Origin of the sequence: Shouchella shacheensis, assembly GCF_001484965.1 — a bacterium.
GTDB lineage: Bacteria > Bacillota > Bacilli > Bacillales > Bacillaceae_D > Shouchella > Shouchella shacheensis.
Window position 1 is genome coordinate 235,623 of the sequence record NZ_LLYY01000003.1, and the last position, 18,109, is coordinate 253,731.

General features: G+C 48.6%; 18 protein-coding genes, 2 tRNA genes and 1 other annotated feature. Of the genes, 19 read left to right on the forward strand and 1 reads right to left on the reverse strand.

Annotation, left to right across the window (positions count from 1 at the left end; translation table 11 throughout):
• The first annotated feature begins 164 nt into the window (after positions 1 to 164).
• The 11 genes from AVZ68_RS07350 (at position 165) to AVZ68_RS07400 (ending at position 7,238) form a co-directional block, all read left to right on the forward strand.
• Positions 165 to 635, forward strand: a complete 471-nt coding sequence (locus tag AVZ68_RS07350) for a MarR family winged helix-turn-helix transcriptional regulator (protein WP_059104036.1) — start codon at positions 165 to 167, stop codon at positions 633 to 635.
• Positions 636 to 663: 28 nt separating this feature from the next.
• Positions 664 to 1,491 carry a glutamate racemase gene (gene racE / locus AVZ68_RS07355; protein ID WP_059103872.1) on the forward strand — a complete coding sequence of 276 codons (828 nt, stop codon included), beginning with the start codon at positions 664 to 666 and terminating at the stop codon, positions 1,489 to 1,491.
• A 161-nt stretch (positions 1,492 to 1,652) separates the two neighbouring features.
• Positions 1,653 to 1,892, forward strand: coding sequence for a ferredoxin family protein (locus AVZ68_RS07360; RefSeq protein WP_059103873.1), 240 nt, complete (start codon positions 1,653 to 1,655; stop codon positions 1,890 to 1,892).
• Between the two features lie 215 nt (positions 1,893 to 2,107).
• Positions 2,108 to 3,076, forward strand: a complete 969-nt coding sequence (gene trhO, locus AVZ68_RS07365) for an oxygen-dependent tRNA uridine(34) hydroxylase TrhO (RefSeq protein WP_059103874.1) — start codon at positions 2,108 to 2,110, stop codon at positions 3,074 to 3,076.
• A 132-nt stretch (positions 3,077 to 3,208) separates the two neighbouring features.
• Positions 3,209 to 3,460, forward strand: coding sequence for a hypothetical protein (locus AVZ68_RS20155; protein ID WP_157404600.1), 252 nt, complete (start codon positions 3,209 to 3,211; stop codon positions 3,458 to 3,460).
• A gap of 219 nt (positions 3,461 to 3,679) precedes the next feature.
• Positions 3,680 to 4,816, forward strand: a complete 1,137-nt coding sequence (locus AVZ68_RS07375; RefSeq protein WP_059103876.1) for a GerMN domain-containing protein — start codon at positions 3,680 to 3,682, stop codon at positions 4,814 to 4,816.
• A gap of 282 nt (positions 4,817 to 5,098) precedes the next feature.
• On the forward strand, positions 5,099 to 5,866 hold the full coding sequence (rph, locus tag AVZ68_RS07380) for a ribonuclease PH (RefSeq protein WP_059103877.1): 768 nt from the start codon (positions 5,099 to 5,101) through the stop codon (positions 5,864 to 5,866).
• The gene (locus AVZ68_RS07385; RefSeq protein WP_059103878.1) at positions 5,859 to 6,458 is read left to right on the forward strand and encodes an XTP/dITP diphosphatase; all 600 of its coding nucleotides are present in this window, start codon (positions 5,859 to 5,861) and stop codon (positions 6,456 to 6,458) included. The genes rph and AVZ68_RS07385 overlap by 8 nt, the downstream gene beginning before the upstream one ends.
• Positions 6,458 to 6,970: a metallophosphoesterase family protein gene (locus AVZ68_RS07390; RefSeq protein ID WP_059103879.1), complete on the forward strand. Its 513-nt coding sequence runs from the start codon at positions 6,458 to 6,460 to the stop codon at positions 6,968 to 6,970. Before AVZ68_RS07385 ends, AVZ68_RS07390 begins: the two co-directional genes overlap by 1 nt.
• 110 nt (positions 6,971 to 7,080) lie before the next feature.
• Positions 7,081 to 7,154: transfer RNA gene (locus AVZ68_RS07395), tRNA-Gly, on the forward strand.
• Between the two features lie 10 nt (positions 7,155 to 7,164).
• Positions 7,165 to 7,238: transfer RNA gene (locus tag AVZ68_RS07400), tRNA-Arg, on the forward strand.
• A gap of 39 nt (positions 7,239 to 7,277) precedes the next feature.
• Here the strand turns inward: AVZ68_RS07400 and AVZ68_RS07405 are convergent.
• Positions 7,278 to 7,685: a hypothetical protein gene (locus tag AVZ68_RS07405; protein ID WP_059103880.1), complete on the reverse strand. Its 408-nt coding sequence runs from the start codon at positions 7,683 to 7,685 to the stop codon at positions 7,278 to 7,280.
• A gap of 295 nt (positions 7,686 to 7,980) precedes the next feature.
• On the opposite strand from AVZ68_RS07405, the gene ilvD reads away from it, so the two are divergent.
• The 8 genes from ilvD (at position 7,981) to leuD (ending at position 17,972) form a co-directional block, all read left to right on the forward strand.
• Entirely contained in the window at positions 7,981 to 9,645 is a 1,665-nt protein-coding gene (ilvD, locus tag AVZ68_RS07410) for a dihydroxy-acid dehydratase (RefSeq protein WP_059103881.1), read from the forward strand.
• 2 nt (positions 9,646 to 9,647) lie between these two features.
• Positions 9,648 to 9,892, forward strand: a binding site (T-box leader).
• Positions 9,893 to 9,977: 85 nt separating this feature from the next.
• Positions 9,978 to 11,711, forward strand: coding sequence for a biosynthetic-type acetolactate synthase large subunit (ilvB, locus tag AVZ68_RS07415; RefSeq protein ID WP_059103882.1), 1,734 nt, complete (start codon positions 9,978 to 9,980; stop codon positions 11,709 to 11,711).
• Positions 11,708 to 12,229: an acetolactate synthase small subunit gene (gene ilvN, locus AVZ68_RS07420; RefSeq protein WP_059103883.1), complete on the forward strand. Its 522-nt coding sequence runs from the start codon at positions 11,708 to 11,710 to the stop codon at positions 12,227 to 12,229. Before ilvB ends, ilvN begins: the two co-directional genes overlap by 4 nt.
• Before the next feature lie 45 nt (positions 12,230 to 12,274).
• Positions 12,275 to 13,297: a ketol-acid reductoisomerase gene (gene ilvC, locus AVZ68_RS07425; protein ID WP_059103884.1), complete on the forward strand. Its 1,023-nt coding sequence runs from the start codon at positions 12,275 to 12,277 to the stop codon at positions 13,295 to 13,297.
• Entirely contained in the window at positions 13,284 to 14,840 is a 1,557-nt protein-coding gene (locus tag AVZ68_RS07430; RefSeq protein ID WP_059103885.1) for a 2-isopropylmalate synthase, read from the forward strand. Before ilvC ends, AVZ68_RS07430 begins: the two co-directional genes overlap by 14 nt.
• A gap of 9 nt (positions 14,841 to 14,849) precedes the next feature.
• On the forward strand, positions 14,850 to 15,938 hold the full coding sequence (gene leuB, locus AVZ68_RS07435) for a 3-isopropylmalate dehydrogenase (RefSeq protein WP_059103886.1): 1,089 nt from the start codon (positions 14,850 to 14,852) through the stop codon (positions 15,936 to 15,938).
• A 22-nt stretch (positions 15,939 to 15,960) separates the two neighbouring features.
• Positions 15,961 to 17,388, forward strand: coding sequence for a 3-isopropylmalate dehydratase large subunit (gene leuC / locus AVZ68_RS07440; RefSeq protein ID WP_059103887.1), 1,428 nt, complete (start codon positions 15,961 to 15,963; stop codon positions 17,386 to 17,388).
• The gene (gene leuD / locus AVZ68_RS07445; RefSeq protein WP_059103888.1) at positions 17,388 to 17,972 is read left to right on the forward strand and encodes a 3-isopropylmalate dehydratase small subunit; all 585 of its coding nucleotides are present in this window, start codon (positions 17,388 to 17,390) and stop codon (positions 17,970 to 17,972) included. Before leuC ends, leuD begins: the two co-directional genes overlap by 1 nt.
• The last annotated feature ends 137 nt before the right edge of the window (positions 17,973 to 18,109 follow it).

Consider the following 18,109-nt stretch of genomic DNA (forward strand, 5'->3'; position numbering starts at 1 on the left):
TGAACGGAATTCTTTGCAAGTTCACCTAATTGTTGATTGACCAAACCATGTCACAAACGTTTAACGCATGTGGGTGTCGTTACGTCTTTTTTTCTGTACAATAAAGACAGTAAAGTAGAGGCTAAAAAGGAAGAGCTCTGTTGGAGTCTGTTAAAAATGGGGGGATGATAGTGGAAGATCTTCACAATGAGGACCACCGCCAGATTGAAGATATTGAAAGGTCACTACGGAGAATTGCGGATTTGGTGAAGCAAAAAGGGCGAGAGATTTTGGCACACTTTCCGATTACAGCTCCGCAGTTTGTGGCGCTTCAATGGTTAAATGAATATGGTGATATGACGATAGGTGAGCTTTCTGAAAAAATGCATTTGGCTTGCAGCACAACGACCGATTTGGTTGACCGGATGGAAAAAAATGAGCTTGTGGAGCGCGTGAAAGATAAACAGGACCGTCGAGTTGTTCGAATCCACCTGCTTGAAAAAGGGCAAGTGATCATACGTGAAGTCATTCTCAAACGTCAGGATTATTTGGCGGAGATGCTGGATCAGTTTTCGGGCGAACAAGTCGATGACCTAGAAAAAAATCTTTCGCTCCTGTTACGAACGATGATAGAACAGCGAGAAGTACGCTCCTGATGAGATCATAGATGGAGAGGATAAGCGTTTGAGTAGACCTATAGGAGTGATCGATTCAGGTCTGGGCGGGCTTACGGTGGTCGCAGAAATTATGCGACAGCTGCCCAAAGAGGAAATTGTCTACATTGGCGATTCGGCGAGATGTCCGTATGGTCCACGTACCATGGAAGAAGTTCGAACGTTTACATGGGAAATGATTGCCAGACTACAGCGAGAGAATGTAAAAATGGTCGTAATCGCGTGCAATACGGCAACCGCGGTTGTGTTAGAAGAAGCAAGAGAAAGACTGGAGGTTCCAGTTGTTGGTGTTATTCAGCCAGGAGCAACGAGTGCCATACAGGCAAGTGCCAGACAGCATATTGCCGTGATAGGGACCACCGGTACGATTTTAAGCAACGCCTATGCCATCGCTCTTCAGGAAATTAATAGCGACGTCCAAGTGGAAAGCTTAGCATGCCCCTTATTTGTTCCGCTCGTTGAACAGGGCATTTTCTCTGGAGACGAAGCAGAACGTGTTGTTCGTGAATCGCTTGAGCCACTGGGAGCATTCGACTTCGATGCGTTGATCTTAGGCTGCACACATTACCCTTTACTAAAAGAGGTTATTGCTTCTCATCTACCGCGGGCAGTTGCTGTTATCTCTTCCGGGGAAGAAACCGCGCGGGAAGTGAGCAGTTTGCTTTTTCATCATAACATCCAGCGGAAGTCAGGAGACAAGCCAGTACATCGCTTTTTTACGACTGGAGGCGCCGTTCATTTTCGCGAGCTAGCAAGTCAATGGATGGATATCACGATGCCAACGGTGGAATCGATTCAGTTACCGATGCTGGCAGAGCGCCCCCGTGTGGATAAATAGGAAAAGCGGATTTTTTGCATTGAACCCCTTTAAGTTTTTAATTGGGACGTGTATGCTAAGAACAAGTAGTCTAACTACAATTCTTTGCTGAAGGCTTCAACGTAAGTGGAGCGTATGTAAGGGTTGCTAAATAATTCAAGTACTATAAGGAGTGCATAGAGATGTCATTTGTGATCTTGAGCCCATGTATTGGGGAAAAGGCTGGAGAGTGCGTCGACGTCTGTCCGGTGGATTGTATCGAAGAAGGCGAAGATCAGTTCTACATTAATCCTGATATTTGTATCGACTGCGGCGCTTGTCAGGGCGTTTGTCCGGTTGATGCGATTGTAGAAGAATACGAAATGGCTCCAGAGGACCAGAAATACCTCAAGAAAGCCGAAGAATTCTTTGGGATCGAGTAGATAGAGTAACAGCTGTATCCCCCTTGAGTGTCAATCGTAACGATGCTCAAGGGGGGTTCTTGTGTCTCAACAGAAACTGTCACTTGGATAGGCGTTCGTTTTTTTGTATAACGTTACGTGGCGATGCGCAAGGCATTACGAAGACACATGTGAACGATTAGGCCAGACACCTACACATTGTATCTTGCAAATATAAGGAATAGGTGGGAACTGAAATGGAAAGAGAATACCAGGTACTGTTGTATTATCATTATACAACGATTGAAGAGCCGGAAGAATTTGCGGCCGATCACTTAACATTTTGCAAAGGATTGAACCTTAAAGGAAGAATCCTTGTGGCTAAGGAAGGCATCAATGGAACCGTATCTGGACTTCGCGCGGATACAGAAGCTTACATGGAAGCAATGAAAAAACATCCGTTGTTCGAAGGCCTCATATTTAAAATAGATGAAGAAGACCAGCATGCGTTTAAAAAAATGCATGTGCGTCCGCGTGAGGAGCTTGTAACATTTCGTTTGAACGAGGAAGATGTAGACCCACGTGAACGTACAGGTACGTATCTTACACCGAAAGAATGGAAAGAAGCAATGCAACGCGAAGACACGGTCGTCATTGATGCACGGAACGATTATGAGTATGATGTAGGTCATTTTCGGGGAGCGGTGCGGCCGGATATTGAGACATTCCGTGATCTCCCGGACTGGATTCGCAGTAACAAGGAGCAGTTTCAAAATAAAAAGATCCTCACGTACTGCACAGGCGGCATTCGCTGTGAAAAGTTCTCTGGTTGGTTGAAGCAGGAAGGGTTCGAAGACGTAAGCCAACTTCATGGTGGGATCGTTACGTACGGCAAAGATCCGGAAGTGCAGGGAGAGTTGTGGGACGGGCAGTGCTATGTCTTTGATGAACGCTTGACCGTGCCTATCAATCACGTGAATTCTACGGTCGTGGGCAAGGATTATTTTGACGACGAACCGTGCGAACGTTACATGAATTGCGCCAATCCAGATTGCAACAAGCAAATCCTCGCTTCTGAGGAAAATGAACACAAGCATATGCGAGGCTGCACTTCTGAATGCCGCGTTCACCCACGTAATTTATATGTAAAAGAGCACAATTTGTCACCAGAACAAATAGAAGCACGCCTTGCTGTACTAGGAGAAACGATGCCGGTACGTTCATAGATCATGGAAAAAGCATTTGCCCTCCGTTGCGGCAGATGCTTTTTTGCAAGAAAAGCGGAGGCGCCCCGCTCACGAGCGACAAGTTCTGGAGCGACGGCAGTATCAAGCCTGGTCTTGGCTTGATCTGGCGGCGTGAAGAAACCTCGAGCGAGTGGGTGCCGCAGCTGGATCAGGAAAAGCGGAGGCGCCCTGCTCACGAGCGACAAGTTCTGGAGCGACGGCAGAATCAAGCCTGGTCTTGGCTTGATCTGGCGGCGTGAAGAAACCTCGAGCGAGTGGGTGCCGCAGCTGGATCAGGAAAAGCGGAGGTGCCCTGCTCACGAGCGACAAGTTCTGGAGCGACGGCAGTATCAAGCCTGGTCTTGGCTTGATCTGGCGGCGTGAAGAAACCTCGAGCGAGTGGGTGCCGCAGCTGGATCAGGAAAAGCGGAGGCGGGTTGATTAGAAGCGAGAATTTTGGTATTCGTAAGAAGTGCTCAAACGCTTCATCTTGCATGTGCATGCTTTGCTGAGCGCAGCTTTTAAAAAAATGTGTATCACTCTGGTCTATTCTCTCTTGAGGCTCGTATATATGATAGTACAACCATCTTAGGAGGGAAGAGCATGCGGAAATTAGTAGGGATTAGTGTACCTTTTATTGTGATACTTACACTCGCCACAGGCTGTTCGTTTGGAGCAAAAGACGCAGTAACGGATCTGGATGACCCGCCTGTCAATTATATTGAGGAAGGGGAGGACCTTGGACTCGAAGGGGAAGAAGGCACGGAGTCTGAGAGAGAGGTCGACGAAGGAAATGAAGAAGGAGCCGAGGAAGGCGAAGAGGAGAGCGAAGAAGCGGACGAAGACCAGGAGCCAGCAGAAGAAGGAGCAGAGGCGAACGAACGAGAGTTGTACTTGTTTGATGCAAACGGTATGGTCGTTCCACAAACGCTTCCTCTTCCAAAGTCAGATGGAGTTATGCAGCAATCGCTTGAGTATCTTGTACAGGATGGTCCAGTTCAGGAACTTTTACCAAGTGGGTTCCAGGCGGTTTTACCTGCTGGAACAGAAGTAAGCGTGAATTTGATGGAGGATGAAGAAACAGCGGTTGCTGATTTTTCTCCTGAATTTAACGAATATAACCCAGAGCATGAACAAGAGATGCTCCAAGCCATTACATGGACGTTAACGCAGTTTGACGGGGTCGAACAAATCAAACTTTTAGTCAATGGCCATGAACTAAAAGAAATGCCACATTCCAAGACCCCGATCGGTGACTCCCTAAGCCGGGCGAATGGAATTAACCTTGAATCTAACCAAGTGACAGACATGACGAATAGCTCTGATGTAACGGTGTATTTCCTTGGCTCAGAGGGAGAAGGGAACTACTACGTTCCTGTAACAAGACGTGTAGAAAACAGTGAAGATCATCTTGCGACCGCCATTGAGCAGCTCATTAATGGCCCAGCCCTTGGCACTTCACTTGTCACGGAGATGAACCAGAATATCGAGCTCCTTGAAGAGCCGACGGTAAACGATGGCACTGTGACGCTAAATTTCAACGAGTCGATCTTAACGGAGCATGAGGCTACCGCTGTATCCTCCAGTGTGCTTGACATGCTGGCGCTCACGTTAACCGAACAAGAAGGCGTCTCTGATATAGCGATTGAAGTCGACGGGGAAGCAAACGTTATGGCAGAGAACGGAAAGGAAGTTGAATCGGTCGTGCGTCCAGATCAAATCAATCCGCATCCGTTGTAAGAATATAAGGAAGCGCAGCGATCAGAGCCTTCATACGGGCTCTGATTTTTTGTCTAGAAGCGTCAAGATTTTTCAGTCTTGGCCAGATCAAGTCAAAAGGCGGACTTGATACTGCCGTTCTTCCAGAACAATCGCTCGTAAGCAGGGCGCCCGCGTTTTTCGGTTCAGATGTTTTTTGATTTGTATAGCTGGAAAATGCTATACTACAAAGAATGAAAAAGTGGAGTTAGATAGAGAAGGTCCATTGCGGCCTCTATTTGCACGGGTTTAGGGGGATGCAACATGCGGCATGATCATCGAGAGGCACATCAATTAAGAAACATTGAAATCGTACCGAACTTTACGAGGCATGCGGAGGGCTCAGTCCTGATAGCCTTTGGCGGTACGAAAGTGATTTGTAACGCGAGTTTGGAAAACCGTGTCCCGCCATTCTTACGCGGACAGGGAAAGGGCTGGCTTACGGCTGAGTATTCGATGCTTCCGAGAGCGACTGAACAGCGGATGATGCGGGAAGCGACAAAAGGAAAGATGTCAGGCCGGACAATGGAAATTCAGCGTCTGATTGGCAGAGCTCTCAGGTCCATTATTGACTTGGACAAGCTGGGGGAACGAACCATTTGGATTGATTGTGATGTCATTCAGGCAGATGGCGGGACGCGTACTGCCTCTATCACAGGTGCGTACATCGCTCTTGTTTTAGCTATAAAGAAGGCGTATGATGAGAACCTTATCCGAACGTGGCCGGTGCGCGACTTTTTGGCAGCTGTTTCCGTTGGGATCGTCCCCAATCTTGGTGTGGTCTGCGATCTGTGCTATAAAGAAGACGATATGGCAGAAGTGGATATGAATGTTGTTGTGACAGGAGCCGGCGACTATGTGGAACTTCAGGGAAGTGGGGAGGAAGCGGTTTTCTCTCGGGCGCAGTTGAGTGAGATGCTTGAATTTGCTGAAGCCGGGATTGCTGAGCTTATCGCAAAGCAGCGGCCGTTGGTGGAAGAGGCAGCCTTGCTGATAGATGAGGCTAGTAGCGGAGGAAAAAATCATGAATGAAGTGTTAATCGCTACCAAAAACAAAGGAAAATTGGCCGAATTTGAAGCGGTTTTTAAGAAACAGGAGCTCCGCGTTCGTTCTCTTTTTGACTTTCCGGAGCTACCTGAGATTCTCGAGGATGGCACGACGTTTCATGCAAATGCTGCCAAAAAAGCCGAGTCGCTTGCTCGTTACTTGCACAAACCAGTCATTGCCGATGACTCTGGGCTCGTAATTGACGCCTTGGATGGGGCGCCTGGGGTGTATTCTGCCCGGTACGCAGGTGAGGAAAAAAGCGATGAAGCCAACATCGAGAAAGTGCTTTCTGAACTAGAGGGAGTGCCGATGCAAGAGCGAAGTGCCCGCTTTTTCTGCGTGATCGCCTTCTCCCGGCCAGGGAAAGAAACCCTATTTGCAGAAGGAAGCTGTCAAGGGTTGATTGCCACATCAAAGACTGGAAGGAACGGGTTTGGGTATGACCCTATTTTCTACGTTCCGGATCTAAACAAAACAATGGCAGAGCTTTCTCAGGAAGAGAAGAATACGATTAGTCACCGTGGCCAAGCGCTGGCATCCTTTAAACGAAAGCTGCCAAAAGGGGAGTGGGAGTAGTGAGGTTTCTTGTCTTGAGCGATAGTCATGGATGGTTCGATGAAGTTGAAGAAATTATCGCCAGGCATCGGGAAGAAGTAGAGCAAGTGATTCATGTCGGAGATTCGGAGCTAAAGGCCGATGCTCCCCCACTAGCTGATGCGCTCGTAGTGCAGGGAAACTGCGACCTCGGAGAGGATTTTGAAGCAGAGCTGACTCCGATATGGTATGGGAAAAAACTTTTGATTACGCATGGGCATCACTATGACGTGAAAATGACCTTACAATCGCTTCTTTATAGAGCCGAGGAGCTTGGTGCAAAGATTGCTATTTTCGGACATACGCATGTCGCTACGGCAGTAAAGGAGCATGGAGTTGTTTTGCTCAATCCAGGGAGCGTTCGTTTGCCTAACGGGCGAAGAGAAGGGACGTACTGTGTCTGTGAGTTAAATAAGGAAGAGCTAAACGTTGCCTTTTATACAACGGCGGGAGAGTTCGTCAGCGATTTATCGGGAGTGGTTTCACTGTCTTGATTGGGGCGTTTCATAAAAAGCGTCCCAGTCTTTTTTTGATAAAAAGAAGTTGACACTTGCTTTTTTTTTAGGTATAGTAATAATCGTCGCCACCGAGTCATCAGCCTTATGCGGGTGTAGTTTAGTGGTAAAACCTCAGCCTTCCAAGCTGATGATGTGGGTTCGATTCCCATCACCCGCTCCAATCAATTTAAGTCCCAGTAGCTCAGCTGGATAGAGCAACGGCCTTCTAAGCCGTGGGTCGGGAGTTCGAATCTCTCCTGGGATGTCTCGATCGTACATAAGAAAACGCCTCTTTGCTTTGAATCTACAGCAAAGAGGCGTTTTTTGTTGGCTCAGTTATCGATTCAATGTGTGACAGTAGCTTCTCTTGATGGCTCTCTACCTCAGTTGCATTGTAAAAGAGGACGTTCCATCCTTTACGAGAAAGGTACTTTGTCAGTTTGCGCTCGTCAACATTTGTACGGTTCACGAGTGCCAGTCTGTACGGCACGAGGGCGACGTTTACAGAAACCGCCCCTACGAAGAAGTCGGGCGTTGTATAATAGTTTCGTTCTCTGAGCTTCCTGCAAATGGTCCGGTCGATTTCGTTCTGACAATTTTCCCACTGGTCGGTTACGAGCACAAGAAATGGTCGACGATTACGAGAAAAAAAGGAAAACCATCGTCGGTTGGTTTTAAGAAGCGTTAGCCAATTGCTGAGTCGTTTCTTCATATGCATCACCTGTAGTTACTATGCCCGCCCTGCCAAAAAAGTATGAATGATTTTCAAAGAAAATACACGATCTTTGAGAAAAGGATTGCGACAGATGTGGAAGCGCATACAGAGTAGTATTTTTTTGATAAATGGCTTAATTGGTTTAAAAAATGGTTGACCGCTTTAAAAATCAGGCGTATAGTAAGTTGATACAATAGTTTTACAAAAACAACTGTCCGTTGAGGGGAGAACTTTTTTCTGCTTTTGCCGGGAACAGAATAGAGAAAAGAGAGACATTGGGGAGCGGATAGCGTTGCGTAGTGACATGATTAAAAAAGGCATTGACCGAGCCCCACATCGTAGTTTACTTCGAGCGGCTGGAGTGGCTGAAGAAGATATGGATAAACCGTTCATCGGTGTCTGTAACTCTTATATTGACATCATTCCAGGTCATATGCATTTGAACAAATTTGCAGAAGTAGCCAAAGAGGCTATTATTGAAGCGGGCGGAATTCCATTTGAGTTCAACACCATTGGGGTTGACGATGGAATTGCGATGGGGCATATTGGCATGCGTTACTCTTTGCCCAGTCGCGAAATTATTTGTGACGCGGCAGAAACCGTTATAAACGCTCACTGGTTTGACGGTGTATTCTACATTCCAAACTGCGATAAAATCACACCGGGCATGCTGATGGCATCGGTGCGAACGAACGTCCCAGCGGTCTTTGTATCAGGAGGGCCGATGGAGGCCGGGCGGAGCAAAGATGGGGAAAGCCTATCGCTTGTTTCAGTCTTTGAAGGCGTGGGGGCAGTTTCGTCAGGAAAAATGACAAGGGAAGAGCTTCTTGAGATTGAGCAGCAGGCTTGTCCGACTTGTGGTTCTTGTTCAGGGATGTTTACAGCGAATTCAATGAATTCACTTATGGAAATGCTTGGTTTAGCGCTTCCTGGAAACGGGACGCTCGTCGCTACGTCAAAAGAACGACATCGACTGATCAAAGACGCGGCGAAGCATTTAATGAACTTAATAGAGAAGGACATCCGACCTCGTGACATTGTCACGGAAGAAACGATTGATGACGCCTTTGCTCTTGATATGGCCATGGGCGGTTCGACGAACACGGTTCTGCACACGCTCGCGATTGCCAATGAGGCCGAAATTGATTATGACTTGCGCCGCATTAACGAGGTGGCAGAGCGCGTGCCGTATCTTTGCAAAATCAGCCCGGCCTCTGATTACTCCATGGATGATGTTCATAAGGCAGGTGGGGTTAGCGCCATCATGAAGCAGCTTTGTGAAATGGGCGCGGTGAGCAAGGATCGCATCACCATTACAGGCAAGTCGCTCTACGAAAACGTGGAAGACGCTGAGGTGACCAACAAAGAGGTCATTCGTGATAAAGAAACGGCCTATAGTCCTGTTGGTGGTCTTTCCATTCTTTACGGAAATCTAGCACCGGACGGAGCTGTGATTAAAGTTGGTGCTGTGGACCCTTCCATTCAAACGTTTGAAGGAGATGCCGTTGTCTTTGGCTCTCAGGAAGAGGCACAAGAACAGATTAACAAAGGCGCCGTCAAGGAAAACCAAGTCGTCGTCATACGCTATGAGGGGCCTAAGGGAGGCCCGGGGATGCCGGAGATGCTCGCCCCAACGTCAGCGATTCAAGGGCGGGGACTTGGGACAAAAGTGGCGTTGATCACGGATGGTAGGTTCTCAGGTGCATCACGGGGAATTTCTATTGGTCACATTTCCCCAGAAGCCGCAGAGGGCGGTCCGATCGCTTTCGTTGAAAATGGCGACCGCATCAAAATTGATTTGCCAAACCGTACGATTGAGTGGCTCGTAAGCGAGGAAGAACAGGCAAAGCGTCGTGAAAGCTGGGTGGAGCCGGAACCGAAAGTGAAAAAAGGGTACTTGGCACGTTATTCAAAGCTAGTGACCTCTGCCAATACAGGTGGAGTAATGAAAATTTAAAAGCAAACACGTTGAAGAGGAAAGTAGTCGCTACTGCTGACCAACAGAGAGCCGCGTTGCTGAGAAGCGGTGAGAGGCAAGCGATGAAACTCACCTCCGAGTGCGTACCTGAAAGAGATCCTTCTGTAGGGGCGCCGGATGCAAACCATGCATTCGTTACGAAAACGGATAGCTTCATCTATCCATGAGGCTAGCGTCTGCTAGCAAACAAGGGTGGTACCGCGTGAATAACCTTCTCGCCCCTTGCCGCGACCGTGGCATGTGGGTGGGAAGGTTTTTTATTTAAAAAACATATCAACTAGAAGAGGCTACTAAACTTAGGGGGGATCGAGATGAGCAGTCCGGAGCTAGAACAGGAAGTAGGTCCAGCATTTGAAGAGGAGCTTGAAACCGTTAATACAGGGTCGCAGGTGCTCTTAAAAGCGCTGGCTAAGGAAGAGGTAGACGTGATTTTTGGTTATCCCGGTGGTGCCATCCTTCCGACATATGACGCCATTTATCAAATGGGCATTCGCCACATTCTGGCAAGGCATGAGCAAGGAGCCATTCACGCAGCAGAAGGCTATGCGCGGGTGACTCAGAAACCAGGCGTTTGTGTCGTTACCTCAGGGCCAGGAGCAACAAATGTAGTGACAGGCATTGCCGATGCCATGATTGATTCTTTGCCCCTTGTTGTCATCAGCGGGCAGGTTGGAACGAATGTGATTGGCTCTGATGCTTTCCAGGAGGCAGATATGCTCGGAATCACAATGCCAATCACAAAGCATAATTTCCAGGTACGTTCCGTTAGTGAACTGGCTCGCACCGTTAAAGAAGCGTTTCATATTGCAACAACAGGGCGTCCTGGCCCAGTCTTGATTGATTTGCCGAAGGATGTCTCGCTTGATTCTTGTGAATTTAGCTATGACAAACCAGTGAATTTGCCCGGCTATCAACCCACGTATACGCCAAACCGCTTGCAGATTCGCAAAGTAATAGATGCGATTCGCTCGGCGAAAAAACCGGTCCTGCTTGCAGGGGCTGGCGTGCTCCATGCGGGCGGTGGTGAGGAGCTGACAGCATTCGTCAACAAGCAGCAGCTCCCTCTTATCAACACATTGCTAGGGCTTGGCGCTTATCCGGGAGAAGAAACGCTTCACCTCGGAATGGCGGGGATGCACGGAACGTATGTAGCAAACATGGCCCTCCACGAAGCTGATCTACTCATTAACATCGGCTCTCGCTTTGATGACCGTCTGACTGGAGCGCTTGAGCACTTTGCTCCATATGCGAAAATTGCTCATATCGATGTCGATCCAGCAGAAATCGGCAAGAACATTCATGCTGACATTCCAGTTGTCGGCGATGCCAAGCGTGCGCTTGAGATGCTGATGGAGGAAGGCAAGGTGGAAGGCGACCACGAGGCGTGGCACGTCCAGCTTCAGCGCTGGAAGAAAGACTTTCCACTTTGGTACAAACGCGAGGGAGAAGTGATCAAGCCGCAAGAATTAATCGAGAAAATCTATGAGCACACGAAAGGGGAAGCGATTGTAACGACCGATGTCGGCCAGCACCAGATGTGGGCCGCTCAGTTTTACAAGTTCAATAGGCCCAACCGCTGGGTAACCTCCGGAGGGCTGGGAACGATGGGCTTTGGTTTCCCGGCAGCGATTGGCGCACAAATTGCAGAGCCGAAAACACCGGTTGTTGCTGTGATTGGGGACGCAGGCTTTCAAATGACGCTTCAGGAGATGTCCATTTTGCAGGAGCTTGATTTGCCGGTGAAGATTGTGATCGTCAACAATGCCTCCCTCGGCATGGTCCGCCAGTGGCAGCAGCTGTTTCATGAAGAGCGCTATTCCCATTCGCTCTTTCCCATTCAGCCGGATTTTATGAAACTAGCAGAAGCCTACAGCATTAAAGGAATGAAAACTGCCTCCCTTTCAGAGCTCGATGGAGCGATTAGCGAAATGCTTCGTCATGACGGCCCGGTTCTCCTTGAAGTAGGCGTAGCCAAAGAAGAGAACGTCTATCCGATGATTTGCCCAGGCGAGGGTCATCACTGTATGGAAGGAGTGACGCCATGAAACGCATTATCACCGCACATGTAAACAACAGCTCGGGCGTCTTGAATCGAATTACAGGGTTGTTTGCTAGGCGCCAATACAACATCGACAGCATCACCGTTGGGATTACGGAGAATCCGCGAGTGTCAAGAATGACGTTTGTGGTCGTCGCCGATTCGATGGATAATGTCGAGCAAGTCATCAAACAACTGCACAAACAGGTGGATGTATTAAAGGTTAAAGACGTTACCGATGAATCGATTATTGCCAGGGAATTGGCGCTAATTAAAATCATCGTTAGTCCTCAGCAGCGGGGCGAGGTTGCAGCTCTTGTGAATACGTTTCGTGCGACAACGATTGACATCGGGCGTGATTCGATGACGCTGCAAGTAACAGGAGACACACAAAAAGTGGAAGCATTGATTGATTTGCTTCGTCCGTACGGCATTAAGGAACTTGCGAGGACGGGGGTTACAGCGTTTAATCGAAGCACAAAACAGGCGCAAGAACCAAATTCAAGACTTACGCTTATTAACTAAGCGAGTCCATACAACAGAATTCATACAAAAAAGGAGAGATTGACAATGGCAAAAGTATATTATAATGGCGATGTAAATGAAGGTGTTCTTCAAGGAAAAACGGTAGCGGTGATCGGGTATGGATCACAGGGGCACGCACACGCTCAAAATCTTCGTGAATCCGGCGTACAAGTGGTGGTCGGACTTCGGCAAGGAAAGTCATTTGAGAAAGCACAGCAAGACGGTTTTAACGTTTACAGTGTGAAAGAGGCGTCCGCACAGGCGGATGTAATCATGCTGTTACTCCCAGATGAGCATCAGCCGGACGTTTATAAAAATGAAATCGAGCCAGAACTTGCTGCAGGAAATGCGCTCGTGTTTGCTCACGGGTTTAACATCCACTTTAACCAAATCGTCCCTCCAGATAACGTTGACGTTTTTCTTGCTGCACCAAAAGGTCCTGGACATCTTGTGCGCCGTACGTTTACAGAAGGAGCCGGTGTGCCAGCACTGATCGCTGTTTATCAAGATGCCACGGGTCAGGCAAAGGATATAGCTCTTGCCTACGCGAAGCAAATAGGCGCCGCCCGTGCAGGGGTACTTGAAACAACCTTTAAAGAAGAAACGGAAACGGACCTGTTCGGAGAGCAAGCTGTTCTTTGCGGAGGCACATCGGCTCTTGTAAAAGCAGGATTTGAAACGCTTGTGGAAGCAGGTTATCAGCCAGAGATTGCCTACTTTGAATGTCTGCATGAGCTCAAATTGATTGTGGATTTGATGTACGAAGGTGGACTTGAGTACATGCGCTATTCGATTTCTGATACGGCGCAGTGGGGAGACTTTCAGGCGGGTCCACGTATTGTGACAGAGGAAACGAAGAAGGAAATGCAAAACATTCTTTCGGATATCCAGACCGGGAAATTTGCTAAAGGATGGATTTTGGAAAACAAACTCAATCGTCCGGAGTACAACGCGATCAATGAGTCTGAGAAGCATCAACAGCTCGAGGTTGTCGGCCGTGAGCTTCGCGAAATGATGCCATTTGTAAAAGCAAAAGCCAAGGGAGTGGTCGGCAGTGCGAAAAATTAATGTCTTTGATACGACGTTGCGCGACGGAGAACAAACCCCTGGTGTCAACTTGAACTTCGAAGAAAAGCTTGAAATCGCCAAACAGCTTGAGCGTCTTGGGGTGGATATTATTGAGGCTGGGTTTCCAGCCTCCTCCCCTGGTGATTTCGAGTCCGTCAAAGCCATTGCTGACGCGGTCCAAGAAAGTTCGGTGACAGGGCTTGCTCGCTGCACGGCAAAGGATATCGAGACGGCCTGGAAGGCATTAAAAGGAAGTGTTGAACCGAGAATCCATGTGTTTCTAGCCACCTCTCCTGTTCATATGGACTACAAGTTAAAGCTGAGTCCTGATCAAGTCGTAGAGAGTGCGGTGGAGGCCGTCAAACTGGCGGCAAAGAAATTCACCCATGTGCAGTTTTCCGCTGAGGATGCGAACCGCTCCGACTGGGCCTTCCTTGCCCGCATCATTGAAGCGACGATTGATGCAGGAGCTTCCGTCATTAATTTGCCGGACACGGTTGGCTTTACGACTCCAGAAGAAATTACTCGATTATTCAAATATGTTCGAAACAATGTTCCGAACATTGATCAAGCGATCTTGTCTACGCACAATCACGATGACCTTGGGATGGGAGTCGCCAACTCACTTGCAGCGATCGAGGCAGGTGCAGGCCAAGTGGAATGTACGGTTAATGGCATCGGAGAGCGCGCCGGGAACGCTTCGCTTGAAGAGATTGCTGTTGCTCTAGAGATTCGCTCGGATTATTACAAGGCAAAGACGGGCCTTAAACTAAACGAGTTAAAACGCACCAGCTCTCTCGTCAGTCGGTTGACGAATATGAGTGTTCCAGGAAATAAAGCCGTTGTAGGAGCGAATGCATTTGCTCATGAATCTGGCATTCATCAAGACGGGATGCTCAAGAACAAGGAAACGTACGAAATTATTACACCGGAGCTTGTAGGGGCCACGTCCTCCTCCCCACTCGGCAAACACTCGGGGAGGCATGCGTTTAAAACAAAGCTTGCGGAGCTAGGGTTTACCGGAAGCCAGGAACAGCTTCAATCCGTTTTCACCGCCTTCAAAGACTTGGCGGATAAGAAAAAAGAAGTAACCGAAGATGATTTATTTGCGCTTATGGCCGATGCTACGTTTGAGGCTGACGAAGTGGCGAGCTACGAACTTACAGGACTACAGGTTAATTACGGAACGATGAACATCCCGACAGCAACGATTACGATCAACCTTCCGACTGGAGAGCAGTTGCAAGAGGCTGCTACCGGATCTGGGAGTGTTGAGGCGATTTATAACACGGTGGAGCGCATCGTTGAGGGGAGCTGTGCCTTGAAGGATTACCGGATTCAGTCCGTTAGCGGTGGGCGCGATGCACTGGCCGAAGTGTTTGTAAAAGTAGAGATTGAAGGAAGTGAACAGGCTGGCAGGGGAACAGCTCCGGATGTCCTAGAGGCCTCCGCGAAGGCCTACCTCAATGCGGTGAATCGCTATTACAGCCGATCCCGCTATCTTCAGGCGCAGCAGCCGATAAAAAAAGAAGTCAACATCTAGGAGGGACCCATGAAAAAGCAGATTGCCTTACTTGCTGGAGATGGAATTGGACCGGATATTATGAAGGAAGCTGTACGTGTACTTGAAGCCATCGGGGAACGCTTCGGCCACAGCTTCAGCTTCACACCGGCTGCAGTAGGGGGGGCGGGGTATGATGTGTATGGCACCCCGCTTCCTGAGGAGACGCTAAAAGCGTGTAAAGACAGCGACGCGATTCTTTTTGGCGCAGTCGGCGGACCAAAATGGGATTCGGTGCCAAAGGAACTTCGTCCTGAACAAGGAATTCTGGGGCTTCGTAAAGAGCTAAACCTGTTTGCCAATCTAAGACCTGTTAACGTCTATGATGCGTTAGTTTCCGCCTCAACGTTAAAAGAAGAGGTGATTAGAAATGTCGACGTTTTAATTGTCCGTGAGTTGACCGGGGGGATTTATTTTGGCACGCCAAGCGAACGACGAGAGATAAATGGCGAAGAGGGTGTTGTGGATACGCTCGTCTATAAGAGATCAGAAATGGAACGAATTATCCGTATTGGCTTTGAATCAGCCCTTTTGCGCAGCAAGAAAGTGACATCTGTCGATAAAGCCAATGTCCTAGAATCCAGTCGAATGTGGCGTGAAGTGGCAGAGGAAGTAAGCAAAGACTTCCCGGAAGTGGAGCTTGAACACATGCTTGTCGACAATGCTGCGATGCAACTCGTCCGCAGTCCAAGGAGCTTTGATGTCATTGTGACTGAGAATTTATTTGGGGACATTTTAAGTGATGAAGCCTCTATGATTTCAGGGTCGCTAGGACTTCTTCCTTCCGCAAGTCTTAGCGGCAAGGGACCAGGTTTATTTGAACCGATTCACGGCTCCGCTCCTGACATTGCTGGACTCGGTCAGGCAAATCCGCTCGCAGCGATCGCTTCGGTGGCCATGCTTTTAAAGTACGGCTTTGAATGGGAAGAAGAAGCGCAAGTCGTTGACCAAGCAATAGCTGAAGCACTAGCTACAGGCGCTCGCACGTCAGATATTGCTGAGGGTGGTGAGCAGGTGTTTTCAACTTCGGCGATGACAAATGCGGTCCTAAAAGCGCTGAAAGCAAGCACAGCCGTCTAGAATAGCGAGGAGGGGAAAGGCAATGGCAGCGAGGACGATTATCGAAAAGATTTGGAACGCTCACGAAGTGATTGAAGAAAAAGGGAAGCCAAGCTTGCTCTATGTTGATCTTCACATGGTGCATGAAGTAACGTCACCACAGGCATTCGAAGGACTGCGACTTGCAGAGAGACAAGTGCGTCGCCCTGAGCTTACGTTTGCGACAATGGATCACAACGTTCCTACGGTGAATCGCTATAACATCCGTGATGTGATTGCGAAGACACAAATGGAGACGCTTGCGACCAACTGTAAAGAATTCGGCATTGATATTGTTGACCTAGAAAATCCAGAAAATGGGATTGTTCATATTATTGGTCCAGAGCTTGGCCTGACGCAGCCCGGCAAAACGATTGTCTGCGGAGACAGTCACACGTCCACACATGGTGCTTTTGGAGCAATTGCTTTTGGCATCGGTACGAGCGAAGTCGAACATGTGCTGGCAACGCAGACAATCTGGCAGTCGAAGCCAAAGACACTTGAGGTACGGGTAACAGGAGAGCTTGGACCTGGCATCACAGCAAAGGACGTCATTTTAGCAATCATTGCCAAATTTGGCGTAGATGTTGGTACTGGCTCGATCATCGAATATACAGGGCAAGCCATCCGTGGGATGACGATGGAAGAGCGGATGACGATTTGCAATATGTCGATTGAGGCTGGGGCGAAAGCTGGGTTAATCAGCCCAGACCAGGTAACCTTTGACTATCTTCAGGGCCGAGAGAATGTTCCTCAAGGGGAGGCCTACGAAGAAGCCACGAAAAAATGGGCTGCCTTCGCGACGGATGAGGGCGCCGTGTACGACCGCACCATTACCATTGACGCTTCGGAAATACAGCCTATGGTGACATGGGGGACGAATCCTTCTCAGGGCGTTGGCGTTTCTCAATCGGTGCCCAACCCAGAAAGAGCGAGGAATGAAACAGACAAACGAGCGATCGAACAGGCGCTTGAGTATATGGACTTGAAGCCAGGGACACCGATGCATGACGTTCCCATCCAGCATGTGTTTATTGGCTCGTGTACCAACTCAAGAATCAGTGACCTTCGTGCTGCCGCAAAAATTGTCAATGGGCAGAGCGTAGCTACTGGCGTACGTGCACTTATCGTCCCTGGGTCCCAGCGAGTGAAAAAGCTTGCAGAGAAAGAGGGTCTTGATCAAATTTTTCGAGAGGCCGGGTTTGAATGGCGTGAGTCTGGGTGTAGCATGTGTCTGAGCATGAATCCTGATGTTGTCCCAGAAGGCGAGCGCTGTGCCTCTACTTCAAACCGAAATTTTGAAGGCAGGCAAGGTAAGGGTGCCAGGACGCATCTAGTCAGCCCACCAATGGCGGCAGCAGCAGCCATTGCTGGACATTTTGTGGATGTGCGAACGTTTGAAAATCGAGAGATAAAGGCAGGTGGACAGTAATGGAGGCCCTTCGCAAGCATGGAGGAAACGTTGCCGTGATGGACCGAGTCAACGTAGACACGGATCAAATTATTCCAAAGCAGTTTTTAAAACGAGTCGAACGCACGGGTTTTGGGCAATTTTTGTTTTACGATTGGCGGTTTCTCGAGGATGGCGTTGAGAACCCTGCTTTTGAACTGAACCAGCCCGAAGCAAAAGGAGCCTCGATTCTTGTCGCCGCCCACAATTTCGGCTGCGGCTCCTCTCGTGAACACGCACCTTGGGCTTTGCAAGATTATGGGTTTCGGGTGATTATTGCCCCGAGCTTTGCGGATATCTTCTATAGCAATTGTTTTAAGAATGGCATACTGCCGATTCGTTTGCCAGAGGTGGATGTACAGGCGTTAATGAATCAGGCGGCTGGAAAGCGTTTCATTCTTAACGTTGATTTGGAGGATCAGACCATGGAGGGAGGGGCTTTTAGCTCTTCGTTTGAGGTTGACACTTACTGGAAAGAAATGCTTCTTAATGGTTGGGATGAAATCAGTCTTACGCTGAACTATGAATCACGCATCTCAAGCTTTGAAAAAGAGCATACGGTTTGACTGACAACCATCTTCCCGAGCTATGGCTTGGGAAGATGGTTGTCTAGGTTTCATTTTGTAGAAATAGGGTACGCTTGTAAGCATATACATTAGGACTGGGGGTCATTTGTATAGAAGCCATGTCCCGTGATACATTA